Below are 20,144 nucleotides of genomic sequence, written 5' to 3'. Positions count from 1 at the left end.
GACCATGGATTTTAAGACAGTCTTTCCTCGTTAGTTTACTTCTGCAAGACGAGTCGTGTTTCCTGTTGAAGGAAGCAACCGACGAAGAATTTTAGTATAGTGAAAAAAAGGTCACGACGAAGTAGAGGGGAAAAGCACGATGAAACGATTAAAACGAAAACGATTGTTACTAGCAGCTTTGTTTGCAATGATAGGAATTTTCGGAACTTATTTTTTTTCGAGTTCTTGGGAACCTTTAATCTTAATCATCAGTATAGTAGGGTGTATCCTTTTTCTTCTTTTGTCCATTTTAACGCCGTCGCTTGAAAAACGACTCGATCGAATGGAAGGACGAGAATTTGAAGAATGGCTTGCCGATTTATTTGAAACAGCAGGATATCGGGTCGAGTTGACACCTGCTTCACGCGACTTCGGAGCAGATTTGTTGATAGAGGATGAACGAGGGTATAAGATTGCCATCCAGGCAAAGCGATATAGTGCGGCTGTAGGGCTCGAAGCGGTTCAACAGGTCGCTGCCTCGGTTCCATTCTACGGGATGGACGAGGGATGGGTCGTTACGAATTCGACCTTTACGGAAGCTGCGTATCAGCTAGCGGAACCAAATCAGGTTCGCCTCATTGATCGGGAAGAATTGCTCGCATTTGCAAAGGAGATGAACCTGCATTGAACATGTCGAATGATTGTCGACAAAAGGGGGTTGTCAATTTGGAGAAACGGTGCAATAATCATTTTCGTTAACGAAATATCATACAGATAAAGAAAGTTAAACTATACAGGATGTCTAAATAAACTGGGGACGAAAAACCAGCACGTTTTAGCAGTGAGAGGAGAATTTCTGTTGCGCAAAGTTGTCTATGTGCAGGGTTGCGTTTTTTCGCAAGGTCATGCCGCGATTTATGATGAAGCGCACCAAATGATCGGTGCGGTTCAACACGACGAGAATGGTCGTGTTCAAGTAATGAATGGTGAAGGTAGAGGGGTAGCGTTTGGTAAGTTCATTCCGACGTGTAAGAAGTGGGTCGTGATGAACCATGATGGACAAGAGGTAGGTCAAATGCGTGAGAAGTTTTCGCTCTTCTCGAAGAAATGTGAGTACAACGTGTATGAGCGTGGTACATTCACGATTTCCTTCGACCTGACAAAAGGAAAATTCTCCGTACGGAGTGCAGCTGGAGAAGTCGTTGCTGAATTGTTGCAAGACGGTGATGAGTACCGTCTCGTCAAGGATGCGGACAAACTCTCGATGTACGAACTACTCTCTGTCTTGAAAAGTCTGACGAACAACGTCCACTATAAATCACTGACAGCCGTCTAAATAAAAAAAGATGCCTTCCATGACATGGATGGCATCTTTTTTTCATCATGTCGTTTGCAGAACATGATGGAGGCGTTGTTTCGCTTCGTGTGTTAAATGCGATACACGACGGGCATAGAGACACAGTTGGAGAACGTGGACAGTTTCAGGGCGGTAAGCGTTAATGCGCTCGAGCGAGCGTCTGAGACGCTTCTCCGTCAATTCGATCGGACCACTTGTCTCCGCGTGTTGCGTATAGACGAGATAAAAATTAAGCGGACTGATTAAATCATCCTCATCAATATTCGGATTCTTGAAGACGATCGTCAGCAGTTCTCGTGTTTCTTCTAACGAGAAGAGGTGTTTTAAATCATCCAGTAAATAGATGATCGAAGCCTGATTGATCGAGTACTTCTTTCCGCGATGCGGTACGCCGATGATGTCCCGGACTTCACGTTTTGTCCAGTTCTGGATCGTCGTCGCTGACATATGTTCGCCGATCAGGGCATTTGCCAAATGAACGATTTCATTGATGGATAGACCATTTTTTAATGGATCGAATTGCTTCAAGCGATTGATGACCTTCGGCAATTCTATGCCTTCCGTTGCGACGAGGGGTTCGATTCCTTTTCCTTCGTTCAAGCGTTGCAGACAACTTGATAATGTTTGGACTGCTTGAGCATCATACATTTCCAAAACTTCCTCTCTAGGACGTCATTTGACCTTATGTTATCAAATGAAGGTTCAATAGGGCAAATGGCAACTGAAACAACGTACAATAATAGGAAAGAAAGGGGGAATGACGATGGAATGGATAGCTGCTCTTGGCACGATTGGAATCGTCGGGCTAGTTCTCGTCATCCTGGAAGTCATTGGACGCCGTTTCGGCTTTTCTCCCGAGACGGTTCGAAAATGGATTCATATTGCTGTCGGTCACTGGGTATTTCTTGCGCTGCTCTGGCTGGATCACTGGTACGTTGCGATCGTACCGTTGTTATTCTTTGCTGTCGTGAATCTAGTGACACTACGAAAAGGAATCGGTCAGATGCACGACGTCGATCGTCCTTCTTACGGAACGGTCTATTATCCACTCGCTCTAGCGGGACTCGTCCTGTTCTTCTTCGAGCGACAGCCGATGGCGCTCATTGCGGGAAGCATGGTGCTTGCTTGGGGTGACGGTCTCGCGGCTCTCGTCGGAAAACGCTACGGAAAGACGTTTTACGTCCGTGGTGAGACGAAACGATCCTTTGAAGGAAGTATCGCCCTATTTTTGGCGTCATTCCTCGTGTTGACCGTGACGTTCTTGTTTTATGGACAACCGGTTTGGCTCGCTGTCAGTTATGGCTTCTTGCTTGCGAATATCGCAGCCTTGATCGAAGCGATTTCATATCGCGATCTCGACAACTTGATCTTGCCATGGACGATCGCGGCACTCGTCGCGTTTGCTTTTTAACGTTCAGTCGCGTAACAACAATTGTTTGAAATAGAGAAAGCGTAATCGAATATAGTCCGGATACGCACGCCAACCTGCATGACGGATGGTCATATCCCGACACATATCCTGAAAGACATGGCGATAGATCTTTTCTTCGGAATCGTCATAAACAGCTGCGAACAAGCCATGCTCGAGCATGTTGGAAAGGCATTCGTCGAGCTTAGCGTAGAGGGTCTCGTCGCTGTCTTCGCGCAATGTAGCATGCAGCTTCTCATATTGAATACTTTGATTGACAGAAGCTGTCGCATGAAAGACGGTGGTTTTGTCGAGATGAGATACGCCAAGGATTAAGGCATAGAGTGCTTCCAACATGTCGATCGAATGACCGTCTAATTGTTGGATGGAATCAATGGCCATCAGCGTATCGATTCCAGATGCGCCAACCTTCTTTAAATATGTAAACGCATGAACAGCTGACTCCCCATAAAATTGACGATGATTGTAATGGACGGCAAGGAAACGATGTCCTGCTGGCTCTTCAGGGAACCGTGTGATGGCTGAAAGGAAAAACTGTTCTGCTTCGTGCATATATCCTTCATCTTCACTGATGATACCGAGGAGTATGTATCCGTGCACATGCTCACCGAGTTGCTGATGTGTCTCTTCGATCAGCCGGCGCGCTTGAGTGTGTTCGTTCTTGAAGTAAAGGGAATGAGCTGTAGCGATGTTGAGCAATGGATGAGATGGGACGAGAACACGTAAGCGCTCGGTTGCGGCAATACGTACGCTCTCTTCTGTATCGGATGTCAGTGCTTCGAGTAACGCGACTTCAGCGACGTGGCTCTGAAGTTCAAGAGAATGGGCGGTTATGGTTTGTGTCATGTAATGAGATCCCCTCTACTAGTTCAAAATCATAAGTCTTCGTTTCTCATCATATGACAAGCCGAGTGCTGCCTCAAGAAGCAATAAAAAATAGTCGATGGTTCCTCAAAAAGGAATCATCGACTATTTCTACTTTCAAGATCATGCGTGTAGGTGAAGCACATCTTCAACGGATTTGTACGTGTATCCGAGATCGCGTGCGACTGCTTCGTACGTGACGAATCCTTGCGCGACGTTCAATCCTTTTTCAAGAGCATCGTTTTCAGCAAGCGCACGGTGTGTGCCTTTGTTCGCGAGCTCAAGGACATACGGAAGCGTTGCGTTCGTCAATGCTAGTGTAGACGTACGTGGAACGGCACCTGGCATGTTCGCGACAGCGTAATGAACGACACCGAATTTTTCATATGTTGGGTCATCATGCGTCGAGATACGGTCGACCGTCTCGAAGATACCACCTTGGTCGATGGCAACGTCAACGATGATAGCGCCCGGCTTCATGCGTTTGACCATGTCGGCAGTGACGAGTTTCGGTGCTTTTGCACCTGGAATCAAGACAGCACCGATGACGAGATCACTCTCAGCGACCGCTTCAGCAATCGTGTACGGGTTGGAGATCAACGTGTTGATCGAGTTACCGAAGATATCATCGAGCTGACGAAGGCGCTCTGGGCTGACATCGATGATTGTGACATCCGCACCAAGACCAACCGCGAGTTTCGCAGCATTCGTTCCGACGACACCGCCGCCGATGACTGTGACTTTTCCACGACGAACCCCAGGAACACCTGCAAGTAGGATGCCCATACCACCGTGTGGTTTTTCCAAGAACTGTGCACCGATTTGCGATGCCATACGTCCTGCGACTTCACTCATTGGTGTTAACAATGGAAGGGTGCGGTTCTTTTCAACCGTCTCATAAGCGATTGCTGTGATGTTCGAATCAACGAGTGCACGTGTCAGTTCTGGCTCAGCCGCTAAGTGAAGATACGTGAACAATGTCAGATCCGGACGGAAGTATTGGTACTCTGAAGCGATCGGCTCTTTAACTTTTAAAGCGAGTTCGGCTGTTGCCCAGACTTCAGCAGCAGTCGCGATGATTTCAGCACCTGCTTTGACGTACTCTTCGTTCGTGAAGCCACTCCCCATACCTGCCATTGATTCAATGATGACGCGATGTCCTTGTGCATGTAACGCTGCTACCCCGGCAGGTGTTAATGCAACACGGTTTTCGTTGTTTTTGATTTCCTTTAATACTCCAATGATCATGTGAACGCGATCCCCTTTCGCAAATAAACAAATCAATTTCTCTTCATCTTCAGTATACGAGAAATGAAAGCGTTCTACTTTATCGGTGTTTTCAAAAATAACCGATATCCTTTGTGAAAAATCACAAAGGATATCGGTCTGCTTTTAGATACAAATAAAGTAAGGAGCGTTCAGGTAAAGATTCCATTCGAATGCCCGCTTCCTCCTCGATCCGTCGCATCCGATAGAGGATCGTATTCGGATGGACATGGAGATGGGAAGCGACTTGTTTGACGTTTCCATCATAATGAAGGAACCATTCTAGCGTCTCACATAAGGAGGAGGCATGTTTCACATCGTAAGCACGCAGCCGTTCGATTTCTTCCAAGCGAACCGTCCGCCGTCGCAGACGCTCCGAGAAAATCGGTAAGAGCTGGAATAAGCCGAGGCGTTCGTAACGGGTCACGTTCTTCAGCTCAAATGGGAAGGCGTCTTTTAGACGCAAGACAATGCCCGCTTCTTCATAGCGCTCGGGAATCGCTTGGACGCCGGTGAATACTTCACTACTTGCTGCGACGAAGTCCGTATAATCGAACCGCTCCGCGAGTAATTGTCGAAACGACTGGATGAAGGCGTCAAACTGCAGACGTTCTTGTTCTGCGTCGCGGTCGTTTGTGCTGATCCACAAGATGAAATCCGTCTCATCATACGCATAAAGTAACGGACGAACCGTCTGCTGAATCGTCAATAAATAGCGCAGGCGATCGGCGAGACGCGGTGTGATTGCCTCTGAAAACCGAATGACCGTCAAACGACTGATGCCAGGTGGTGCGACATGGAGTTTAGAGAACATCTTCAGGATTTCCGACTCGGATAATTCTTCATGTAATAACTCGAAGAAAAACTGTTCCGTCTGCTCTTCCTTCCGTTTTTTCTGCATGTCGATCGCCAGTAACTGACGTTGAGCAAGTAGAGCTCCTTTCTTTAAGTCCGCTAGTTCCGAAGGAGTAAACGGCGTGCTTCGGGCAATCGACCAGATATAGCCGAGAATTTCTGAATCTTGCTTGATCGCAATGGCGACACGGTCATTCAGTCCGACATCCGTGCGTGCAGAAATAATGAGTGGATCATCTTGTGTAGCAAGGCTCTGGATGACTTCATCTTTCCAGAGTTGGTCGATGACCGATTCCGGTACCCGGCGACCAATGATCGTTGCGACACGGGCAGGGTCTGTATCGGCCGTATGCGTACTATACGCAAGAAGGCGGTGATTGCGATCTTCAATCGTAATCGGGGCATTCAAGGCAATACCGATCGCTTCCGCTAAGTCGTCTAAGGAATGATATGAAGCTTCTAACATGGGATTTCCCTTCTTTCTCTTTCACTCGATAGTTTTAGTATATCTTCTATTGTGTAAAATCACAAAAAGTATTCTTTTGTATTGTAAGAAAACACAACTACATGCTACGGTAAGCCTCGGAAAAGAGAGAGAGGATGAAATGGCATGGAAGTGTTACGTCTGATATCGGCTTGGGTCTGGGGGATTCCGAGTATGATGTTGTTGGTAGGAACAGGAGTGTACTTTACGATCCGCTTACGTGGTCTTCAGTTTCGGCGTTTAAAACAAGCGTTTCAATTATCTGTTCAAAAATCAGGGCAAGGTGAAGGTGAAATCAGTAGCTTTCAGATGTTGATGACGTCCCTCGCGGCGACGATCGGAAACGGAAACATCGCAGGGATCGCAGTCGCCTTGACGATGGGCGGACCGGGCGCAGTCTTTTGGATGTGGGTCATCGGTTTAATTGGAATGGCGACGAAATATGCAGAAAGCCTCCTTGCCATTCTCTTTAGAAGTCGAAACGAACGCGGCGAAGCCGTCAGTGGACCGATGTATTATATCGAGAAGGGACTAGGACCTAAATTTAAACTACTCGCCATCCTGTTTGCGGTATTTGGTTTGATCGCATCATTTGGTGTTGGGAATACGGTGCAAGCGAATGCGATGGCAACGGTGCTTGAGCAATCGTTCCGTGTGCCGCTGCTAGTGTTCGGCATTCTGCTCGCGATTGCGGTCTACGTATCAATTCGTGGTGGGCTCGAACGCGTCAGTGCGATCTCGACGATCTTCGTTCCGATCATGAGCTTACTCTATATCGGTGCCGCTTGTGTCCTTTTAGTATTGAAGGCAGATCAGATTCTACCAGCCTTTGGTTTAATCTTTGAGTACGCCTTCCAGCCGCTTGCGCCAGCGGGAGCCTTCACCGGTGTATCAATCATGATGGCGATGCAAGTCGGTGTAGCACGTGGTATTTTCACGAACGAAGCAGGACTTGGGACAGCAGCCTTGATTGCCGGATCTGCGAAAAGTGAGCGTCCGGTCGAACAAGGATTGATTTCGATGACGAGTACCTTCATCGTGACCTTGATCGTTTGTACGATGACGGCACTCGTCCTTCTGACGACAGGTTTTTGGGATCCGTCAGGTGGGCTGCATTCAGGTATGATGCATGATGCGAATCTTTCCGGGGCAGCACTGACAGCAACCGCCTTTGCGAGTGTTCTTGGATCATTTGGAGAATGGACGGTCGCTTTCTCCGTCTTCTTCTTCGGTTATTCAACGATCATTGGTTGGTATGTCTATGGAGAGAAGTGCTTGGAGTACTTGAGCGGTACGACACGCTTCAACGAAGGATACCGCGTGTTCTTTGCGCTCGCAGCCTGTTATGGTGCGGTCGCGCAATTAGAACCGTTGTGGCTGGTCGCGGATATTGCAAATGGATTAATGATGATTCCGAACTTGATTGGAATGTTGTTCTTGTCGCACTTAGTCATTGAACAAACGAGAGACTATGAACGAGCCGGTCACAAACGAGTGGCTTAACGGAAAAAAGCGGTGATGCCTGATAGGGGCATCACCGCTTTTCTGATGAGACGATTCATCCATTCGTTCGATGACGGCTGTAGATGAGGAGTGTCAGTAAGAAAATCAAACTAAGCGCAACGAGAACGGAGAGTGAAGCGACGTTCCAGCCGATGACCTCGAGTAACACACTGACCGCAACCGTCAAATAGAAGATACCGAGGTACTTTTTGACGAACGGACTTTCGAAATGCGTCAACTGCTTCGCGCCAATCGGTGCTCCGAGCAAGGCGCCGACGATTAGCATGATCCCGACGAGGATATCGATATTCGTGCTCGCGACCGTATAGTTGACGAGTCCCGATAGGACGATCAGTAACGCGGAAGCAATACTCGTTCCGACTGCACGTTTCAACTCATAGCCAACGATCCCGACGAGTAACGGTGTGATGATGAATCCACCGCTGACACCGAGAAGCGAAGAGATGAATCCAGCGAACAGACCAGTGAAGGCAAGAGCGAGATATCGATTTTTCCAACCCGTCTGTTCACCGATCGTTGTTTTCGGACGTAAGAACTTATTCGCGAAGTAGAGTAAGAGTCCGATATAAACGATCGAGATGACGAGATGAGCACCGTTGACTTCTTCTAAACGAAGAACAAGTGGTGTCGCGATCGTCGAACCGATGATTCCAACACCCCCGACGACAAGGCTATCGCGCCAGACGACATTTTTAAGACGTAAGTGAGAGATCGTACCTGAAACCGTTGATCCGAGAGTCAACATGAGACTAGTCGCGATCGCAACGCTTGGAGCATATCCTAAAATGAGTAGTAGGGGCGTCAAGATGATACCGCCACCGATTCCGAAAAAGCCGGAGATGATTCCAATGAAAAATCCGAGGATTAAGAAATAATAAAAAGCGAGATCCATGTACAGTCTTCCTTTCCTTTTCTTCTCTATTATCCACTTAGTATGGCAATGAATGAGAAGAATGTAAAAGGGGACGGCTCCTTCAAGGGGATTGAAGGAGCCGTTAAGGGGAACTTATTCTTTTGATGCGGCGACTTCCGTGGCTGCATCGATACCGGTATTGGCCTTGACTAAGATACGCTCGAAGTTACCGGCAACTTCGTTCGATTTCGTCAACAATGTCCCGACGATGGCTCCGAGGAAGCCAAGTGGGATGGAGACGATTCCTGGATTCGTCAGCGGGAAGAGGGCTTCCCCGACGAACAAGGCTGAACCGTCGACTGCCCAAATATTTGGACTGAGTGCGACGAGAATCAGTGAAGAGAATAACCCGACGACCATACCTGTGACAGCTCCGCCAGTATTGAAACGGCGCCAGAAGATCGTCAAGAGAATGACTGGCAAGTTGGCACTTGCCGCGACAGCAAAGGCAAGCGAAACGAGGAACGCGACGTTCATCGTTTGTGCGAACAATGCCAGTACCATCGAAATCAAGGCGACGGCGATGGAAGCGAGTCGTGCTGCCGTCATCTGTTCTTTTTCCGTTGCTTGTCCTTTGCGAAGAATATGACTGTAGAAGTCATGGGCAAAGGCGGATGCTGCGGATAAGACGAGTCCCGCAACAACGGCGAGGATCGTCGCAAAGGCGACCGCGGCAACGAACGCAAAGAGTAAATCGCCACCGAGTGCTTGAGCGAGAAGTGGTGCCGCCATGTTACCGGCAGCATTGGCAGCAATGATATCTTCAGAACCGACGAAAGCAGCGGCACCAAAGCCGAGGAAGATCGTCAAGATATAAAAGGCACCGATGATCCACGTCGCATATACGACGGATTTACGAGCAGTCGGAGCATCCTTAACAGTAAAGAAACGAATCAAGATATGTGGTAATCCAGCCGTTCCGAGAACGAGTGCGAGATTCAATGAAATCGTATCGAGCGGTAATTTGAACTTGTTTCCGGGATTCAAGAATGAATCACCGAGCGGTGTCGCTTGTTTGACTTCTGAAAACATCTTGAAGATCGAAAAATCGAACTTGGCGAATACCATGAACGAAATGACAGCTGTTCCTGCCATCAAGAGAATCGCTTTGATGATTTGGACCCATGAGGTCGCTGTCATACCACCGAAGACAACGTAGACTGTCATCAAGATACCGACGATGATGACACTTGTCGTGTAAGGAATTCCTAATAACAGTTCAATCAAGGCACCCGCACCAACGAGTTGCGCAATCATATAGAAAATCGAGATCGCGATGGAGTTCATGGCGGCGACTCCTCGAACTTTTGAAGCATTGAAACGAGCGGCAATCATATCCGCCATCGTGTACTTCCCAAGGTTCCGAAGTGGTTCGGCAACGAGGTACAAGACAACCAGATAGGCAACGAGGAAGCCAATCGAGTAGAAGAATCCGTCAAATCCGGCTAAAGCGATCATCCCAGCAATTCCGAGGAACGAGGCAGCGGACATATAGTCGCCGGCAATCGCCATCCCGTTTTGTGCACCAGTGAGTCCGCCATCCGCTGTATAAAAGTCGTTAGCAGTTTTTGTTTTACGAGCAGCAAAGTATGTAATGACGAGCGTCAAACCGACGATCGCCGCAAATAAGGCAACGGCAGTATAATTCATTTCGACTCCTCCTTGATCTGTTCGACGAGTCGATCAAAGGCACGTGCTTTTTTGCTGTACATCATGCAGAACGTCCACGTCATGATGAACTGAGCAAAAGCGAAGATCCAAGCACCTGTAATATCACCGAACACCGGCTGATTTAAAATCGTGAAGTAGCTTGTTAAAATCGGAAGCGTAAAATAAAAAATAAGACAGAAACTGATGGCTGGAAGAATGAAGCCATTCTTTTGACGCATCAATTGTTGAAAAGTAGCGCTCTCGACGATTGCTGGAGCGGATTGAGTCGCTTCATTTTTTTGAACTTCGGACACTTGATGCATGAGGACGCCTCCTTTAAGGAATGAATGTAAATTCATTATAAGGATGTCGTTTCTGGAAAAGCTATCCTAATTTTTAAGAAGAAAAGCTCATTATTATATTAATATTGGTCATACCAATTTAATGTAAGCGTTTTCAATATTGAACATTGTTTGAACGTTATTTTTATATATTAATTATGTCGGAAAATGATTCAAAAGACCTATTACCCGGAAAATGAGAACAACTTAAAAAGCCTGCCTATGGAATCATAGACAGGCTTGAGTCATTTTTCAGATGGACGTTCGATCTTATCTTCGATTTCCCGTAAATGATCCGCACGTTTTGAGAGCGCACGACGCTTCAGCCATTCTTCCGTACCGCGACTGACTCCCCAGATGGCGAGTAAAATTAAAAATAGAAGGACAAGACGCATCGGACGTTCAAGGAACGTGGACCATTCCTTTCCGATTAGCGAGAAGATGATGACGACGATCAGACGACCGGCACCAGCAGCGATCAAATACGTCCGCAGCGATAGTTGAATCATGGCGGAAATGGACGTGATGATGAACGCAGGCATGAACGGAAGCGAGAAAAAGAATCCGAGTGAGATGGGACTCATGTGACGAACACGTTCGATCCACTGTTGTGCGGCATGGTGTTTTTCAAGCCAACGCGTAACCGGACGACGAAATAGATATCGAATACAAGCGAAGACGACGAGTGATCCAAGCATGCTCCCGACCCATGATACGAGAACACCCATACCAAAACCATAGGTTGCCGCATTCGCGGAAATGATCAGGACGAGTGGCAGGAAAGGAAATAGAGACTCAAGAAACGGGGCAATCAAACCGGTGGCAGCTCCTCCAGGTAAGTCTTGGAGAAAGAAAATCATCTGCTCGATCCAGTCACGAAGTGTATGGAGCATTCGGAATCCTCCTTGCGAGATGTACTACTGTGTTTTATTTTACCTCTTTCTGATTCAGAAAGGGAATGAAATTCCTTGAAAGGGATTCAGGAATTGTAGATTGTACATTCGAAAGGGAGTTGGTATTATACTTAAATGGGTGCGTTTTGCAGGCGTTCCCAGCTAGTCAATAGCTAGACGCTTCGTTTGCCAACGTTCGTTTTACTGCAAAAAACTGACATGGGGGCTAATGAGGAATATGAAACCTTATCGCGTACTATTATTTTATAAGTATGTTCCGATCGAAAATGCGGAACAGCTAACGAAAGAGCATCTTGCTTACTGTAAAGAGCTCGGTATTAAAGGTCGGATTTTGATCGCACCAGAAGGAATCAACGGCACACTCTCTGGAACGGTCGAACAAACGGAACAATACATGAAGGACTTGACGGCGGATCCACGATTCGCTGACATCGAATTCAAAATCGATGAAGTCGAAGGGCACGCCTTCAAAAAGACGTTCGTCCGTTACAAAAAAGAACTCGTCACATGGCGTTTTGAGGATGAATTCAACGTACCAGAAGAACACGCTGCGTATCTTGAACCAGCAGAGTGGAAAGAAATGATGAAACAAGATGATGTCGTCATTCTCGATGTACGCAACAACTATGAATACGACCTCGGACACTTCAAGAATGCTGTAAAAGTGGATGTCGATGCTTCACGGGAATTCCCGGAGTGGCTTGACGAGAACGAGCATTTGTTTGAAGGGAAAAAGGTTCTCACATACTGTACGGGTGGCGTTCGTTGTGAAAAATTCACGGCGTACTTCCGTAAACGGCAACAGAGTGATGATATCTTCCATCTTAAAGGTGGAGTCGTCATGTACGGAAAAGATGAACAGACGCAAGGAGAAGACTGGGAAGGCGAACTGTACGTCTTTGATGAGCGTGTACAAGTTCCTGTTAATGCCGTTAATCCTTCTGTCGTCTCAGAATGTTACTACTGTGGAAAACCGGAGACGCGCTACGTTAATTGTGCAAACCCGGAATGTAATCGACAGCACTTCTGCTGTGAAGAATGCGAACCAAAAGTCATGCGTTCGTGTTCCGATGAATGCCGGGAGCATCCGCGCAACCGTTATGAAAAAGAGCAACAAGAAGAATTAGTATAAGGCACGCGTAAAAAGCCGGAAGATTTCTTTATTAGTAGAAATCGCCCGGCTTTTTGTGTATTCACGAGGAAGGAAACAAGTAACGTAAAATATCCGGTAAACGCTCGGCCCAGGCCGTTTCATGATGAATCGCTTCCGGAATGATCGTATAGCGACTTTGAGTAAGTTTCTGTTCGACCGCTCGCGCTAAGACATCATTTGTGTGTAAATAATCCGTTTCGGTCATCGGACCACTCACTTCTTTTGTCCCAACATCCATATAACAGCGATGGGTAGCAGACAGCGACGGACTGCGCTCGATGAATTCAAGGAGTGAGGAGAAGTTTGCCCATCCGGCCGTCGACAGGGCAGCGACGCGCGTGATGACTTCCGGATATGCGAACAATCCATAGAGCGAAATGACGCCACCCATCGAGCTGCCGATCATCGTCGTATCGTCAGGGCGTGTCGCGTAGTTGGCATCAATGTACGGTTTTAACTCGCGGATGATCCAGTCCATGTAGACCTTACCGTTTCCCCCGATCGACTTCCGGTGCGAAGGATAAGCAGTCCGCATCAATAAAGCTTCATCACTCCAAGGAGCGTAGTCATCGTAACGATCCATTCCGTCTTCTGGACTGTCGATCGCGACGACCATTGCCGGAATCTGTGTCTGTTGTAGCGCAAGATGAATCTCCCAGCCTTTTCCGAACGAGGCGGTCTCTCCACTGAAGACGTTTTGTCCATCGTGCATATAAATCACAGGTAACGCTTCAGAAGGATCTAAATGGGGTGGCCGATGAATCCGAATCGTCCGATGAGTTTGTGATGTCGGTAGCGTCATTTCAATTTCAGTAATCGACAATAGAGTCACGACCTTTCAAAGGTTTGCATAATGCGCGGTACAATTGCGCCCATTGTGTTTTCCGCCGACATAGAGTGCATGATCGGCTTGACGTAACGATTCTTCGAACGTCCGTTGATATCTTTCCTCCACTGTATCAATTCCGAGGCTGACCGTTAAGGACAGTCGGTGACCATCGACGAGGAAGGGACGATCCATGACCGCATGGCGGACCGTCTCGGCAATCTGGATAGCAGCCTCTTGACTACCATTTCGCAACAGAAGTACGAATTCCTCCCCACCATAACGAGCAGCAAAGACATCATCATATTGTAATTGGATCGCCTGGATACGTCGACCGAGTTCACGAAGGACGAGATCGCCTACTTTATGACCGTACGTATCATTGACACGTTTGAAATGATCGATATCGAACAGGATCACGGAGAGCGGATAGCAGTCAGCGGCAAATTCCTGCCGACCGTGTTCATAAAAAGCCCGACTATTCGGTAATTCGGTCAAGGCATCGGTCCGACTTTCCGTATAGAGTTGGACCGTTTCACGTGAGCGTTCTAAGACGCGACAAAAGATACGGAGCAAACGAGATAATTCGTCGGCATTTGTCACATCATAGGCGTCTGCGACTTGATGGAATAGGATGATCGAAACATCGACCTCTCCGCTCGTAATCGAAGGAATCGCTAGCATCGAGTGACGATCGACAGGCAATCCGATTTGAATATCGTTTCCCCAGTCGCAACGCAGCCCATAGATGATCGGGGTATGCAAATCGTCGGCTGACAAGGAATGAAACAGTGGTAACACGTCGATTGGTTGTTTCGTCCGGATGTTATAGATGACTTGTTTCCGCTGTTGTTGAATCGAGATCCAACCTTCAGAAAACGGCAATAGATGCGGTAAATCGAGGAGCAACGAATCGATCGTCTCGCGCTCGAAGCGGGAAATCAACAAGTGTTCCTTCGCATCATCAAATCGCTTGGCATTATCGTTTGCTTCAAGGGAGTCACCACGCTCTTGCAACAGACGTTTGAACAAAAAGAGAATCAATGCGGAAACTGTAGCCGCGACGAGCGGACTTTCATCGTAGAACCAGATTCCAAGTAGAGCACTTAACATGCTAATCCCGTAGACGAGGGACTGAAGTTTTACGAGACGTTGCCAATCGTATTTCAAGTAGAGGAAGCGATTGACGAACAGACATTGGAAATAAGAGACAAGGAAGACGGTGATCAAAAAGCCGATGAAAGGGAGTAAGGCTTTCGTATACGTAAAGTTTGAGCCGATTGGTCCGCCGAGCGCATAATACGCAAAGGCTGGAAGCGAGATGTAGACTAAATCGAACAAGGCGTTGATCGGGTAGAGATAAACGAAACGTTTCCAACGAATCGCTTTTCGGTGAGACATGAATTGAAAGACGAGAATACCGACTTGGCTTAAAATCAAGGCGTACGTTAAACCGTAATTGAGGAATAAAAATAAGATGATGCCTTCTTGGAATGTATAGTAAATGCCACCACGACGGACATTATCGAACTGAAACAGGAGAACGAGTCCGAATAAATAAAGAGTGTTGATGATGGAGACAGAAGGATGGAAGGTTGGTGGATGAACGATGCCGATCACTAATAATGTCAAGGCGACGAGACCGAAGACGATCCAGCTCGTCCGGGCTACATGTTGGTAGTAGCGCATGAAACATCCCTCCCCCTGAGAAGTATCTTTTATTCCTATACCCGAATTGTGGAAATTTTGATGAGCCATTTACCAAAAAAATAAGGTTGAGAGAAAAGAAAGAATTGCGTATAATGTGAAAGATATCGAATACAGTCAATGATGAAGAGAGTAACGGTTGATATTCGTCAACTAGCGAATCAGGGAATGGTGGAAGCCTGAGGACGAACCGGTCGTGAAGCGCACTTCTGAGACGCTGCCCGATTCCAGAAGGAAAAGGCGTAGCCGGGGGAACCCCGTTATCCCCAAACAAGGTGGGTGTCGAAATGACACCAAGAAGAGTGGTACCGCGGTCATTCCGTCTCTTTGCGCGTGGCGCAAGGGGCGTTTTTTATTGCCAAAAAATCAGTGAAGCAGGAGGAAATAAAGATGAGTTATAAAGCGCAGTATGCAGAAGTATTACATCAAGTCATGGAAGGTGCCTTATCAGTTGAACAAATCGAACAACTGATTGAGCAACCGAAACATGAAGATCATGGAGATCTAGCATTCCCATGTTTCATGCTCGCTAAAGCATTCCGTAAAGCACCGAACATGATTGCTTCGGAGCTCGCAGAAAAAATTGACGCGCCGTTGTTCTCGAACGTTCAAGCTGTTGGTCCTTACATCAACGTCTTCTTGAACCGGGATGTCGTCTCGCAAGAAATCGTCAACCAAGTTTTGACGGAAAAAGAGGCGTTCGGATCAAGTGAAGCCAACGGGAAAACGATCGTCACTGATTTTTCATCACCAAACATCGCGAAACCCTTCTCGATGGGTCACTTGCGTTCGACAGTCATCGGGAACGCGCTCAACCAGATTTCGCGTAAAAAAGGGTACGACGTCGTCGGTGTCAACCACTTAGGGGACTGGGGAACTCAGTTCGGGAAATTGATGGTCGCTTACACGATGTGGGGTGAGGAAGAAGCGGTCCGTGCAGAACCAATCAAGGAATTGTTGAAATTATACGTCCGGTTCCACGAAGAAGCGGAAACAAATCCGGCACTTGAGGACGAAGGACGTCTCTGGTTCAAAAAACTCGAACAAGGTGATGAGCAGGCGACAACTCTTTGGACGTGGTTCCGTGAAGTCTCACTCGTTGAGTTCAACCGTGTCTATGAGATGCTTGGTGTTAAATTCGATAGTTTGAACGGAGAAGCCTTCTACAACGATAAGATGCAACACGTCATCGATTTGCTCGAAGAAAAAGATCTCCTCGTCGAATCAGAAGGGGCAATGGTCGTCGACCTCGAAGCAGAAGGTATGCCACCTGCCTTGATTAAAAAGAAAGATGGCGCAACGCTTTATGCGACACGTGACTTAGCAGCTGCCGTCTATCGTCTTGAAACGTACCGCTTTGAGCAAGCGTTCTACGTCGTCGGTGGGGAACAAGCGCTTCACTTCAAGCAATTGTTCGCAGTCTTGAAGAAACTTGGATTCGAAAACGTCGACGGAATGCACCATGTCCCATTCGGTTTGATCATGAAGGACGGAAAGAAAATGTCGACGCGTAAAGGTCGGATCGTCTTGCTTGAAGAAGTACTACAAGAAGCAATCGATGTTGCGAAGCAAAACATCGCGGAAAAAAATCCGAACTTAGCGAATGCCGAAGCCACGGCTCGCCAAGTTGGTGTTGGCGCGGTCATCTTCCATGACTTGAAGAACGAACGGATGAACAACATCGAGTTCGATCTTGAGCAGATGTTGAAATTCGAAGGCGAAACAGGACCGTATGTCCAGTACACGAATGCCCGTGCGCACTCATTGCTCCGTAAAGGTGGCTATGATGGAACACCATTCGCTGGTAGTGCAGATGATCATGCATGGGGTGTCGTCTCGATGCTAAACCAATTCTCGACGGTCATCGATCGCGCGTTCACACGTCGTGAGCCATCAATCATCAGCCGTTACGTCTTAGATCTTGCACAAAGCTTCAATAAATACTACGGACACGTCCGTGTTCTCGAAGATGACGCAGCAAAACAATCGCGTCTTGCACTCGTCAAGTCTGTCACGATCGTCTTGACAGAGGGTCTTCGTTTGCTTGGTGTCGGCGCTCCAGAAGAAATGTAAGACCAATCCACGAATAAGAAGAGGTAGATTATGAAGACTGAGACGAAAGAACGATTACAGCAAGCTGCTTCACAGATGAAGCAGGAGCCTTTGGCAGAAACGGTCGCCTTCATGGCTGAGTTTCACGGGAAAGTCGCTGCTTGGTTACCGGGAGAGTCTGTCGATTTCGTTCACGATTTCGTGACGGCGCCGGAAGCCGATTTGATTGCTCCGATTGAAGGAGACGCATTACGGACGAAAGACAATTTTGAATTCTTCATGCGTAAGAAACAGACACGGAAAAAACTGGGTGAACTGTTGACGCTTTGGAAGTCAGCACGTACGACAGAGACGTTGAGTCAAATCGATGCGATCGGATTGAAAAAATGGCTCGCTCGTAATGAATTCCGTTCGGAAGACAAACCATGGGATTATTTGAACCGTCTGCATGTTCTCCTGTTCCTTGATTTGATGACGACGATCATCGATGATCATCGATTGACGAGTCTGCATGAGCAACTTGTCGGTACGACACCAGTCCCGACGAGCTTCGTACGTCGTCAAGGGGATGTCCGTCAAGTCATCGAAACATTCGCGGAAGAGACGAACTTCACACAAGTGGATGTCGTCAAGGCATCGCTTGTCCGTTATCTCTGATCAATAAGATACACGAACAAAAGCCGTCGAGCCCTGTGCCCGACGGCTTTTGTCGTATCTTCTTACTTCGCCTGATAGAACACGATCGTTTGTTGCTCTGAATCGTAAAGACACCATTCTCGTTCGAACACGACGGGACCTAGATTGACGGCATACCGTCCTCCTTTGATGGATAAAGTTTGACCTAGTGGGCTCGGTTTGGCGATGCCATTTCGAAACAAACCTCTGATATGACTATGACCAAAAAAGAGTAACGGTTCGCGTTGTTGTGACAGGTCGGGTAGAAAATCCCGCGACCAACTGAGTTGGTCTCCATGAATCAACAATGCCCCCTCGATGCGTTGTTTTCGAGGGCAATCGCGTAATACATCGATGACAGGAGATAGATGCGGTGGAACGAGCGACAGGATGCGCTCTTCTTGATTACCAAGTAACGTCTTAAAATCAATCAGCTTTAAAAAATCATCATCGAGCGTCACGACGAGGGAGAGCGATTCGAAAGAATAGCGCTTTGCTCGCTTTTTACCGACATGGCATTCATGAACATCACCGAGACAAAACAAATGCGCATCGGGAGCGAGCCGCCGTATGTCAGCTAGGACAGCCGCTGTGTCGGCTACTGAGCTGTGAAGATCCGCAAAAAGGGCATAACGCATGATCGACCACTCCTTTGTTAAGGAGATACCCGAAAATGCGTCATGCCCATCTTTTTTCAATTAAGTCGTACGGATCTTATTCTGTTTCGACTGTGACGCCACGTTCTGCGAAGACGACTTTTGCGACTTCAAGTGCGTTCAAGACACGTGGGAATCCAGTGTAAGGAACAAGATGCATGATAGCTTCGACGATTTCGTTTCCTGTTAAACCAGCTGTCAATCCAGTATTGATGTGGAGAGCAAGCTGTGGTTCTGTACCTTGTGTGACGAGAGAAGCAATCGTCACGATTGCGCGGTCACGGTTGACGAGACCATCGCGGCTGTAAACTTCACCGTATGCGAAATCCGTGATCCACTCACCGACTGCTGGAGCGATATCTTTCAGGGATTCAGAGATTTTGTCATGCGTCGATTGTGCAGCGTTTGCGTCTGTGAATTCGCTGAGTTTTTTAACGCCTGTTTCGTGACGTGATTCAAAATGAGTTGCCATGGTAAAGGACTTCCTTTCTTTTTTAACGATGTTCTCATCGTAAAGGAAGAATTTCCATTCTACAAATACATGGTTTTTATGAAAAGTATGCTTATTTGGAATACATATCGCTGACGAATTGAATCCATTTCCGCGTCACGTACGATTGGTAGCGACCGGTTGGAACAGCGATTCCTAAGTGCCACGGGACTCGTGTTTCAAGTGGGATCGTTTTGACGCCACGAATCGAAAAGCGATCCGCGATCGAACGCGGCAGGACAGTCACGGCATTTCCTTCTGCGACTAGTAAACATAAGAAGTCCCACTGCGAGCTCACCCGAGACACGTTAGGCGTAAATCCGGCATCTTGGCAGGCGTTCAAGACAACATCGTGTAGCGAGAACGTTTCGTTGAACAAGACGAACGGCATGTCGGAAACTTCTTCTAACGCAATCATCGACCGATCAGCGAGTGGATGATCACTCGGTAAGAATAAATGCAATTCTTCTTCAATGAAGGGGTGTGTCGTTAAATGCTCATCCGAAGGCAGCACCGTTGCGATCAAATCGACTTCACCGGCGACGACCGCTTTTTCTAACGCATGTCCACCGGCTTCGATTAATTCGATTTGAATCATCGGATACATCTCTTCGAAGCGACGCAGTAGACCCGGGAAAAACAGCGAACCAATTAGTGGGGGTACGCCGAGCCGAATCGTTCCCTTCGTCAGATGCATGACATCATAGAGATGAGAAGGCAGATCAGATAACTGTCGCAGAATCTTTTCACCTTCAATCAATAAGGTCTCGCCGGCATCCGTCAGGACGATTTGTCGTTTGCTCCGGTCGAACAATTCCATCTCAAGTTCTTCTTCTAAGTGACGGACCATTTTACTGAGTGTCGGTTGCGTGACGTGGAGATGTTCAGCGGCACGAGTGAAGCTTTTGAAGCGTGCCACTTCCGTAAAGTATTCCAGTTGGCGGAAATCCATCAGTATTCTCCTATTCTTTTGAGTTATAGATGTCATAACAAGTATTCATTTTTATTA

Annotated in this window: 20 protein-coding genes and 1 other annotated feature; of the genes, 7 read left to right on the top strand and 13 right to left on the bottom strand. The window is 47.4% G+C overall.

Annotation, left to right across the window (positions count from 1 at the left end):
* Nucleotides 1–139: 139 nt before the first annotated feature.
* Nucleotides 140–667 carry a restriction endonuclease gene (locus KNQ06_RS13535; RefSeq protein WP_023469692.1) on the top strand — a complete coding sequence of 176 codons (528 nt, stop codon included), beginning with the start codon at nt 140–142 and terminating at the stop codon, nt 665–667.
* A gap of 171 nt (nt 668–838) precedes the next feature.
* Nucleotides 839–1,315, top strand: a complete 477-nt coding sequence (locus tag KNQ06_RS13530) for an LURP-one-related family protein (RefSeq protein WP_023469691.1) — start codon at nt 839–841, stop codon at nt 1,313–1,315.
* A gap of 45 nt (nt 1,316–1,360) precedes the next feature.
* Here KNQ06_RS13530 and KNQ06_RS13525 read toward each other — a convergent pair whose 3' ends face one another.
* Nucleotides 1,361–1,984 (bottom strand): DUF1836 domain-containing protein, encoded by a 624-nt coding sequence (locus tag KNQ06_RS13525; RefSeq protein WP_149428005.1) that lies wholly within the window; start codon nt 1,982–1,984, stop codon nt 1,361–1,363.
* A 115-nt stretch (nt 1,985–2,099) separates the two neighbouring features.
* Here KNQ06_RS13525 and KNQ06_RS13520 point away from each other — a divergent pair, with 115 nt between their 5' ends.
* Complete coding sequence (locus tag KNQ06_RS13520) at nt 2,100–2,747, top strand: diacylglycerol/polyprenol kinase family protein (RefSeq protein ID WP_064300682.1); 648 nt, start codon at nt 2,100–2,102, stop codon at nt 2,745–2,747.
* A 3-nt stretch (nt 2,748–2,750) separates the two neighbouring features.
* On the opposite strand, the gene KNQ06_RS13515 is transcribed toward KNQ06_RS13520, so the two are convergent.
* From KNQ06_RS13515 to KNQ06_RS13505, 3 genes are all read right to left on the bottom strand, one after another.
* The gene (locus KNQ06_RS13515; RefSeq protein WP_149428003.1) at nt 2,751–3,611 is read right to left on the bottom strand and encodes a tetratricopeptide repeat protein; all 861 of its coding nucleotides are present in this window, start codon (nt 3,609–3,611) and stop codon (nt 2,751–2,753) included.
* Nucleotides 3,612–3,752: 141 nt separating this feature from the next.
* Nucleotides 3,753–4,877: an alanine dehydrogenase gene (gene ald / locus KNQ06_RS13510; RefSeq protein ID WP_215148568.1), complete on the bottom strand. Its 1,125-nt coding sequence runs from the start codon at nt 4,875–4,877 to the stop codon at nt 3,753–3,755.
* A gap of 121 nt (nt 4,878–4,998) precedes the next feature.
* A complete protein-coding gene (locus tag KNQ06_RS13505; protein ID WP_035395605.1) occupies nt 4,999–6,216 on the bottom strand; it encodes a PucR family transcriptional regulator in 1,218 nt (405 codons plus the stop codon).
* Nucleotides 6,217–6,360: 144 nt separating this feature from the next.
* Here KNQ06_RS13505 and KNQ06_RS13500 point away from each other — a divergent pair, with 144 nt between their 5' ends.
* Entirely contained in the window at nt 6,361–7,737 is a 1,377-nt protein-coding gene (locus KNQ06_RS13500) for an alanine/glycine:cation symporter family protein (protein ID WP_214729074.1), read from the top strand.
* 55 nt (nt 7,738–7,792) lie between these two features.
* Here the strand turns inward: KNQ06_RS13500 and KNQ06_RS13495 are convergent, their stop codons facing one another.
* The 4 genes from KNQ06_RS13495 to KNQ06_RS13480 all read right to left on the bottom strand — a co-directional run bounded on the left by KNQ06_RS13495 (nt 7,793) and on the right by KNQ06_RS13480 (nt 11,555).
* The gene (locus KNQ06_RS13495) at nt 7,793–8,650 is read right to left on the bottom strand and encodes a sulfite exporter TauE/SafE family protein (protein WP_214772254.1); all 858 of its coding nucleotides are present in this window, start codon (nt 8,648–8,650) and stop codon (nt 7,793–7,795) included.
* Nucleotides 8,651–8,764: 114 nt separating this feature from the next.
* The gene (locus KNQ06_RS13490) at nt 8,765–10,321 is read right to left on the bottom strand and encodes a solute symporter family protein (RefSeq protein WP_149428001.1); all 1,557 of its coding nucleotides are present in this window, start codon (nt 10,319–10,321) and stop codon (nt 8,765–8,767) included.
* On the bottom strand, nt 10,318–10,644 hold the full coding sequence (locus KNQ06_RS13485; RefSeq protein ID WP_023469682.1) for a DUF485 domain-containing protein: 327 nt from the start codon (nt 10,642–10,644) through the stop codon (nt 10,318–10,320). The genes KNQ06_RS13490 and KNQ06_RS13485 overlap by 4 nt, the downstream gene beginning before the upstream one ends.
* A 263-nt stretch (nt 10,645–10,907) precedes the next feature.
* A complete protein-coding gene (locus KNQ06_RS13480; RefSeq protein WP_023469681.1) occupies nt 10,908–11,555 on the bottom strand; it encodes a TVP38/TMEM64 family protein in 648 nt (215 codons plus the stop codon).
* Nucleotides 11,556–11,793: 238 nt separating this feature from the next.
* Between KNQ06_RS13480 and trhO the strand changes: the two genes are divergently transcribed.
* Nucleotides 11,794–12,708: an oxygen-dependent tRNA uridine(34) hydroxylase TrhO gene (trhO, locus tag KNQ06_RS13475; protein WP_082627445.1), complete on the top strand. Its 915-nt coding sequence runs from the start codon at nt 11,794–11,796 to the stop codon at nt 12,706–12,708.
* A gap of 61 nt (nt 12,709–12,769) precedes the next feature.
* On the opposite strand, the gene KNQ06_RS13470 is transcribed toward trhO, so the two are convergent.
* On the bottom strand, nt 12,770–13,552 hold the full coding sequence (locus KNQ06_RS13470) for an alpha/beta hydrolase (protein WP_058265678.1): 783 nt from the start codon (nt 13,550–13,552) through the stop codon (nt 12,770–12,772).
* A gap of 15 nt (nt 13,553–13,567) precedes the next feature.
* Nucleotides 13,568–15,244, bottom strand: a complete 1,677-nt coding sequence (locus KNQ06_RS13465; protein WP_214725105.1) for a GGDEF domain-containing protein — start codon at nt 15,242–15,244, stop codon at nt 13,568–13,570.
* Nucleotides 15,245–15,373: 129 nt separating this feature from the next.
* Nucleotides 15,374–15,592 (top strand) — a binding site (T-box leader).
* Between the two features lie 60 nt (nt 15,593–15,652).
* Between KNQ06_RS13465 and argS the strand changes: the two genes are divergently transcribed.
* Entirely contained in the window at nt 15,653–17,335 is a 1,683-nt protein-coding gene (argS, locus tag KNQ06_RS13460) for an arginine--tRNA ligase (RefSeq protein ID WP_214725102.1), read from the top strand.
* Nucleotides 17,336–17,365: 30 nt separating this feature from the next.
* Nucleotides 17,366–17,971, top strand: a complete 606-nt coding sequence (locus KNQ06_RS13455; protein WP_214725101.1) for a hypothetical protein — start codon at nt 17,366–17,368, stop codon at nt 17,969–17,971.
* Between the two features lie 62 nt (nt 17,972–18,033).
* Here KNQ06_RS13455 and KNQ06_RS13450 read toward each other — a convergent pair whose 3' ends face one another.
* From KNQ06_RS13450 to KNQ06_RS13440, 3 genes are all read right to left on the bottom strand, one after another.
* Nucleotides 18,034–18,627: a metallophosphoesterase family protein gene (locus tag KNQ06_RS13450; RefSeq protein ID WP_214725099.1), complete on the bottom strand. Its 594-nt coding sequence runs from the start codon at nt 18,625–18,627 to the stop codon at nt 18,034–18,036.
* 76 nt (nt 18,628–18,703) lie between these two features.
* A complete protein-coding gene (locus KNQ06_RS13445) occupies nt 18,704–19,117 on the bottom strand; it encodes a carboxymuconolactone decarboxylase family protein (protein ID WP_023469674.1) in 414 nt (137 codons plus the stop codon).
* A 91-nt stretch (nt 19,118–19,208) separates the two neighbouring features.
* Nucleotides 19,209–20,087, bottom strand: a complete 879-nt coding sequence (locus KNQ06_RS13440) for a LysR family transcriptional regulator (protein ID WP_050678448.1) — start codon at nt 20,085–20,087, stop codon at nt 19,209–19,211.
* Between the last annotated feature and the right edge of the window lie 57 nt (nt 20,088–20,144).

Source organism: Exiguobacterium sp. s91 (assembly GCF_018618915.1).
Classification (GTDB): domain Bacteria; phylum Bacillota; class Bacilli; order Exiguobacteriales; family Exiguobacteriaceae; genus Exiguobacterium_A; species Exiguobacterium_A abrahamii.
This window is presented reverse-complemented; position numbering and strand designations above follow the sequence as displayed.